6 protein-coding genes are annotated in these 7,252 nt (G+C 71.9%); 3 read left to right on the top strand and 3 right to left on the bottom strand.

Going from position 1 to position 7,252, the window contains the following annotated elements; all coding sequences use genetic code 11:
- Nucleotides 1-105 precede the first annotated feature (105 nt).
- A complete protein-coding gene (locus G3I19_RS32665; protein ID WP_343235278.1) occupies nt 106-1,422 on the bottom strand; it encodes a geranylgeranyl reductase family protein in 1,317 nt (438 codons plus the stop codon).
- A gap of 166 nt (nt 1,423-1,588) precedes the next feature.
- Between G3I19_RS32665 and G3I19_RS32660 the strand changes: the two genes are divergently transcribed.
- Entirely contained in the window at nt 1,589-2,953 is a 1,365-nt protein-coding gene (locus tag G3I19_RS32660) for a dipeptidase (protein ID WP_164267334.1), read from the top strand.
- 17 nt (nt 2,954-2,970) lie between these two features.
- Here the strand turns inward: G3I19_RS32660 and G3I19_RS32655 are convergent, their stop codons facing one another.
- Together G3I19_RS32655 and G3I19_RS32650 are read right to left on the bottom strand one after the other, a co-directional pair.
- Nucleotides 2,971-4,008, bottom strand: a complete 1,038-nt coding sequence (locus tag G3I19_RS32655; protein ID WP_164267333.1) for an NUDIX domain-containing protein — start codon at nt 4,006-4,008, stop codon at nt 2,971-2,973.
- Between the two features lie 206 nt (nt 4,009-4,214).
- Nucleotides 4,215-5,705 (bottom strand): FG-GAP-like repeat-containing protein, encoded by a 1,491-nt coding sequence (locus G3I19_RS32650; RefSeq protein ID WP_343235277.1) that lies wholly within the window; start codon nt 5,703-5,705, stop codon nt 4,215-4,217.
- 217 nt (nt 5,706-5,922) lie between these two features.
- Between G3I19_RS32650 and G3I19_RS32645 the strand changes: the two genes are divergently transcribed.
- Together G3I19_RS32645 and G3I19_RS32640 are read left to right on the top strand one after the other, a co-directional pair.
- The gene (locus G3I19_RS32645) at nt 5,923-6,720 is read left to right on the top strand and encodes a MerR family transcriptional regulator (RefSeq protein WP_164267331.1); all 798 of its coding nucleotides are present in this window, start codon (nt 5,923-5,925) and stop codon (nt 6,718-6,720) included.
- On the top strand, nt 6,717-7,252 hold a 536-nt coding region (locus G3I19_RS32640; protein ID WP_164267330.1), incomplete at its 3' end, for a glycosyltransferase. The genes G3I19_RS32645 and G3I19_RS32640, both read left to right, overlap by 4 nt.

Genomic DNA, 7,252 nt, shown 5'->3' with positions numbered 1-7,252 from the left:
CTCTCCCCGCCACACCCGGCGCCGTGCGCCCGCCGTACTTCACGCCACGTGCCCGCCCTGCGGCGACGACACGCGGCCATACCCCGGACGCAGCGCGCCCACGCACTAGTCGACCGGGCTGACCTCCCGGCCCGCGTCCTCACCGCTGCCGCCGACCGCCTCGTCCTGCGCGTCGGCCACCGGCGTCCTGCCGGCCGCCCGGCCGCCGTCCCTGCGGTCCAGCACTCCGAGTGCCCGCTGCGCCAGCGGATGCGTACGCACCAGCTCGCCCAGTGACGTCGACCCACGGGTGATCCCGGCGAACGCCTTCCAGGCCGGCCGGAACCCGGTGATCACCCCGTGCAGCATCCCCGGACGGCGCTCGAACACCTTCAGCATCCGGCGCCCGACCGCCATCTCGACGCCCAGACCCGCCTTGATGGCGAAGGCGTAGTTCAGCGCCTGGCGGCGGGCGTCCACGGCGTCATGCGCCTCGGCGACCCGGACCGCCCACTCGCCGGCCAGCCGGCCGGAACGCAGCGCGAACGAGATCCCCTCACGCGTCCACGGCTCCAGCAGCCCGGCCGCGTCCCCGCACACCAGCACCCGGCCGCGGGACAGCGGCGAGTCCTCGCTGCGGCACCGGGTCAGATGGCCGGACGAGACGGACGGCTCGAAGCCGGCCAGCCCCTGCCGGGCGATGAAGTCCTCCAGGTACCGCTTGGTGGCCGCACCCTCACCGCGCGCCGAGATCACGCCGACGGTGAGCGTGTCGCCCTTGGGGAACACCCAGCCGTAACTCCCCGGGATGGGGCCCCAGTCGATGAGGACGCGTCCCGACCAGTCCTCCGCGACCGTCGGCGGAACCGGGATCTCGGCCTCAAGACCGAGATCCACCTGGTCCATCTTCACCCCGACATGGGCCCCTATCCGGCTGGCGCTGCCGTCGGCGCCGACGACCGCGCGGGCCAGCACCGTCTCGCCGTCGGCGAGGACGACCGCGACCGTGCGCCGGTCGGGCACGGCGGACCCGTGCTGCTCGACACGGGAGACGGCGACGCCGGTGCGGACCTCGGCGCCCGCCTTCTGCGCCTCCTCGACCAGCCCCTGGTCGAACTCGGGCCTGTTGATGAGCCCGAAGAGCATCTGCTTGGACCGGCGGGTACGGGTCATCCTGCCGTTCATCGAGAACGTCACCGCGTACACCCGGTCGCGCAGCGGCAGTTCGAATCCCGGCGGCAGGGAGTCGCGCGACGGCCCGATGATGCCTCCGCCGCAGGTCTTGTAGCGCGGCAACTCGGCCTTCTCCAGCAGGAGAACCCTCCGTCCCGCCACGGCAGCGGCATACGCCGCGGAGGCACCGGCCGGACCTGCTCCGACCACCACCACATCCCATACCGGCTGGTCGTGCTCCGTGCCCGCGTCTGCGTTCTCGCTGCTCACGATGTGCTGCTGCTCCTGATCCGACCAGTGGCCCGTGCTTGTCGACGGCATACTACGGCGCGCTGCCGGCCGACCCCGCTGTGGGAGGATCGGTCAGCCCGCAAACGAACGCATGTGTGCACACACGTACACGTACTTCAACGTCGCACCCACGAGGAGCGTGCCCATGACCGCGAATCCGATTGCCGAGACCGTCGCCTCGCTGATGCCCCGCGCACAGGCGGAGCTGACCGAGCTGGTGGCCTTCAGGTCGGTCGCGGATCCGGCGGTCTTCCCCAGGAGCGAGTGCGAGGGCGCGGCCGAGTGGGTCGCGGGGGCGCTGCGCGCCGAGGGCTTCCAGGATGTCGCGCTCCTCGACACCCCCGACGGCTCCCGTTCTGTCTACGGTCTGCTGCCCGGCCCCGAGGGTGCGCCGACGGTACTGCTGTACGCGCACTACGACGTCCAGCCGCCGCTCGGCGAGGACGCCTGGCTCTCCCCGCCGTTCGAACTGACCGAGCGGAACGGCCGCTGGTACGGGCGCGGGTCGGCCGACTGCAAGGGCGGGTTCATCATGCATCTGCTCGCGCTGCGCGCCCTGCAGGCGAACGGCGGCGTCCCGGTCTCCGTGAAGGTGATCGTCGAAGGCTCGGAGGAACAGGGCACCGGCGGTCTCGAACGGTACGCCGAGGCCCACCCCGAGCTGCTCACGGCCGACGCCGTCGTCATCGGCGACAGCGGGAACTTCCGGGTCGGCCTGCCGACCGTCACGGCCACGCTGCGCGGGATGACGATGCTCCGCGTCCAGCTGGACACCCTGGAGGGCAATCTGCACTCCGGCCAGTTCGGCGGCGCGGCGCCCGACGCGCTCGCCGCGCTGATCCGGCTGCTGGACTCGCTGCGCGCCGATGACGGTTCGACGGTGATCGACGGTCTGGCCTCGGACGCCGTGTGGGACGGACTCCAGTACCCGCAGGAGGAGTTCCGCCGGGACGCGAAGGTCATCGACGGTGTGGAGCTGATCGGCGGCGGCACGGTGGCCGACCGTATCTGGGCGCGCCCCGCCGTCACCGTCATCGGTATCGACTGTCCCGCTGTCGTGGGTTCGACGCCTTCGGTGCAGGCGAGCGCACGGGCCCAGGTCAGCCTGCGGGTGCCGCCGGGCACCGACGCGGCCGACGCGACCGAGCTGCTGACCGCGCACCTCGAGGCGCACACACCGTGGGGCGCGCGGCTCTCGGTGGAGCAGGTCGGCCAGGGCCAGCCGTTCCGTGCCGACACCAGCAGCCCCGCGTACACCGCGATGGCCGACGCGATGCGTGTCGCGTACCCGGGCGAGGAGATGCAGTCGGCGGGCCTGGGCGGCTCGATCCCGCTCTGCAACACGCTGGCCACGCTCTACCCGGATGCGGAGATCCTGCTGATCGGGCTGAGCGAGCCCGAGGCGCAGATCCACGCCGTGAACGAGAGTGTCTCGCCCGAGGAGCTGGAGCGGCTCTCCGTCACCGAGGCGCACTTCCTCGTCAACTACGCGCGGTCGAAAAAGGCGTAGGACCGTCCGGGCACGCGTCAGCCCACCGGCACCCCGGCCTCCAGATTGAGCACGGCCGAGCGTTCCCGGGCGCGCAGGGCCCAGCGCAGCCGCTGGTACCGGTTGGGGGGCAGCAGCTGGGCCGCGTCCTGTTCACTGACGAATCGCCAGCCGCGCAGTTCGGAGCCTGGCAGCAGCAGCCGCCCGGCCTCCGCGCTGTCGAGGCGGCCGCCGTCGAAGAGGAGCCGCAGACCGCCGTAGCCGGGTGGCGCCGGCGGCTCCCAGTCGACCACGAGGAGCCTCGGGACATGCCCGAGTTGTATCCCTATCTCCTCGGCCACCTCCCGGATGCCCGCCCGCGCAGGCGCCTCGCCGTTCTCGACCACGCCGCCGGGGAACTCCCAGCCCGGCTTGTACGTCGGGTCGACGAGCAGCACCCTGTCCTGCTCGTCGAAGAGGAGGACACCGGCGGCGAGCGTCTCCGATGTCGGCTCCGGGGTCTGGACGATCTCGCACTCCCCGGCGGCCCCGGAGCGCAGTGCCTCGGCGATGCGCTCGGCGGTCGCGGCCGGGGTCAGCGCGGTGTTGTCGACGGTGTGGGCGTCGGCGGTGAGCCAGCCGAGTGCCGTGCGGTACGGCTCGATGTGCTCGTAGGACCACTGCCGTACGCGCTCGCTGGCCTCGGGGTCGTCCGGAGTCTCCACGCGCCCGGCGATACGTTCGCGCAGGATCGTTTCCTCTGTTGCCAGCAGCACATGACAGACCGGAATCCGGCGGGAGGCGAGCCCGCCGAAGATCTCGTCGCGGTACTCCTGTCTCAGCAGCGTCATCGGCACCACGAGCACCCCGCCGACATCGGCGAGGAGCGCGGCAGCGGTGTCGACCACCATGCGCCGCCAGACCGGCAGATCCTGGAAGTCGCCGACCTCGGCCAGTCTCTTCTGCGGCAGCAGGAGACGCAGCGCCCCGCCGAGCACCTCGGGGTCGTAGAAGGTGCTGTTCGGGATCAGGTCGATCAGTTCCCGCGCGGTGCTCGTCTTGCCCGCACTGAACGCACCGTTGATCCAGACGATCACGGTTCCCCCTCTTCGCCTAGGCCCCAGTGGTTTGCCCGCAACACCCTGCCACGGAAACCCGGTTGGGCGGCATGGTGCATCGGCCGGGCGATTCGCCGTACGGCCGCCGCCTGGGCCCGGACGCACGGGGCCCGGCGGGACGGACAGCAGGGATGCCCAGGGCGGGCCCTGGGCATCCTGCGTCAGCGGCAGGTACCGCCTGCGGTTCAGTGGTTGAAGGACGATCCCAGCGTGGCGTTCGCCGGGTCGGTGCCGAGCGTGCCGGCGCCGAAGGTCATCGAACCGGTGGCGGTCGTGCCGCCGGTGCTGCCCGGCAGAACCCAGATCGATCCCGCGTTGTCGTTCTCGCCGGGTGAGCCGATGGCCAGCTCGGCCCGGCCGTCGGCGTTGGCGTCCACCAGCGAGGTCGCCCCGCCGAAGGCGTCATTGGGCTCCGCGGCGCCGCCGATACCGGCGGTGTCCTGGGTGAACCCCTTCGACCCGGTTCCGGTGGGTCCGCTCGCGCTGCCGCGCAGGACGATCACCTGTCCGGCCTTCGCCTTGGTGCCGAGGGCCTCACCGGGCACGCCGACGGCGATGTCGCCGTAACCGTCACCGTCGGTGTCGCCGACCGAGACCGCCGTGCCGAACTTGTCGCCCACCTCGGACGCCCCGGGGACCCCCGCGCTGTCCTGGCTGAACGCCTTGGCCTTGGTGCCCTGCGGCCCGGAAGCCCCGCCGGGGATGTACATGATCATGCCGCCCTTGGCGAGCGGCAGGTCGACATCGCTGTCGTAACCCTCCACCGGACGGCCGACAACGATGTCGGCGTAACCGTCGTGGTTCACGTCGCCCGTGGTGACGTGCTCGCCGCCCTGGACCCGGTTGCCCTTCGCGTCCTCGACGATCTTCGGCGCGCCGAAGCCGTCCGCCGTCCCGGGCAGGAAGCGCACGCGGCGGGCGTCGTACTCGTCACCGTCGTTGACCGTGCCGACCAGGTCGGTGATGCCGTCACCGGTGACGTCGCCGGCCGCGATGTCGAGGTACCGGGTGTCCTCGGTGTCCCGGACGATCGAGGTGCTCTTCGCCGACCCGTCCCGCTCGAACGGGCCGGAGAACACCCGCAGATGCTGATTGCCCGCGACGGTCACCACGTCCTGGCCGCCGTCGCCGTTGAAGTCGCCGACGGCCAGCTTCCCGCCGATGGCCCCGGAGTCGGTGTCCCCATCGGCCAGCACCGCACCGCCGGTCAGGCCGGTTGCGCTCCCCCAGACCACGGTGAGCGTGCCGAGCTTCCCGAGGCCCGCGTCCTCGTTCGCGGCGCCGACGATGAGGTCCGTGTAGCCGTCGCCGTCCAGGTCGGCGGAGGCGATGGCGCTGCCGAAGGCGTCGCCCGACTCGGCGGAGTCCGGGATGCCTGCGGAGTTCTGGCTGATGACCTGCTTGGAGGCCGTGTTCACACCGGACTTGGAGCCGTACGTCACACCGACGTATCCGGCGCCCTTCTTGCCTCCGACGGTGGCCGACGGTGCGGTGAAGGCGGTATCGGCGTAGCCGTCGCCGTTGAAGTCGGCCTTCTTGGCGGTTCCGGCCGCCGGCGCGGACTGTGCGGACGCTATGGACGACGATGGCGCGGCTTGGGCTGCCGGCACGGCGACAGCGGCGGACACCACTGCTACGGCGATGGCCACACCTGCGCCCAGGGCTCGGGAATGCACACGAACTCCGATCTTTCGAAAATGCTCTTGGAAAGTGCTTCCCTTCCCCTGACACACGAGAGCCCGCGATGGTTGCATCCGCCAACACATTGCCGGAGCGTTCCGGTCCGGATGGGCCGGATGGGCCGGTTGACCCTGACCCGGCGTCAGGGGCCACGCTGGGCAACGCACCGTTCCCACTCCGGGAACCGGTCGCCATACGGAAGGCGGTCGTCACATGGGGTACTCGGTAGGGCAGGTCTCGGGCCTCGCCGGTGTCACCGTGCGCACTCTGCACCACTACGACAGGACGGGTCTGCTCTCACCGGGCGCCCGCAGCCCGGCCGGTTACCGGCTCTACAGCGACACCGATCTGGCCCGGCTCCAGCAAATCCTCTTCTACCGCGAACTGGGCTTCGCGCTGGACGAGATCAGCGCCATCCTCCGGGACCCGCAGACCGATGCCATGGACCGGCTGCGGGCCAGGCACCGGCTGCTCACCGAGCAGATCGCCGAGCTGCGGCGGCTGGCGGACCTCGCCGAGCGCGCCATGGAGGTGCAGTGCACCGGTGTGGAGCTGACCCCCGAGGAACGCTCCGACGTGTTCGGAGAGGTCGCCTTCGATCTGAGCTACGCCACCGAGGCGCAGCTCAAGTGGCAGGACAGCGAGGCCCACCGGCACTCCATGTCCAGTGCCGCCGCGCACACCAAGGAGGACTGGAAGCGGATCATGGCCGAGGCGCAGACCTGGCGGACCCGGCTCACCCGGGCCTTCGACGCCGGTGCGGCGCCGGACGGGGAGACCGCCGTGGAGCTGGCCGAGGAGCACAGGCGGCACATCGGCCGCTGGTTCACCCCCTGCCCCGCCGACGTCCACACCAGGATCGCCGACGACTTCGCCGCCGACCCGCGGGCCTTCGCACTCGTCGTACCGCCCTCCGAACAGCGTCCAGGGCTGGCCGCGTTCCTGCGTACGGCGGTGCACGCCAACGCCGTACGCGGGGCCACGCCCGAGTCCGGTCGGGAGCGGTCGTGAAGATCCTTGTCGCAGCAGCCGGATCGTACGGGGACATCGCCCCGTACACGGGTCTCGGCGCCCGTCTCCAGCAGGCCGGGCACGAGGTCGCGCTGGCCGCCGACGCCTCCTTCGCGCCCCTGGTGGAGTCCGCCGGGCTGACACTGCGGCCGCTCCCGGCCGACCCGCACCGGGAGCAGGGCGGCGGCTCACTGCTGCGGACGGCCGCGGGCTTCGTCCGGGAGCTGGGTACCGGGCTCGCCGGCGCGGTGTCACAGGACACCGGACTGCTGCTGCTCTCGACCACCACGGCGCCGCTCGGGCTGCAGCTGTCGGAGGCCCTGGGCATCCCCTCGCTCGGGGTGTATCTCCAGCCGGCCGAGCCCACCCGTGAGTTCGCACCCGTGGTGGGCGGGGCCCGCTCGCTCGGCCGGTGGGGCAACCGTGCGGCGGGGCGGTTCTCGCAGCGTGTGGTCGACCGGCTGTACCGGGACGCCGTACGCGCGCTCCGCACGGAGCTGGGGCTGCCGCACGCGGGCGCCGGGGCGCTGCG

The organism is Streptomyces sp. SID10853 (assembly GCF_010548145.1).
GTDB lineage: Bacteria > Actinomycetota > Actinomycetes > Streptomycetales > Streptomycetaceae > Streptomyces.
Note: the sequence above shows the minus strand (reverse complement) of the source record. Positions and strands in the feature narration are given on the sequence as shown.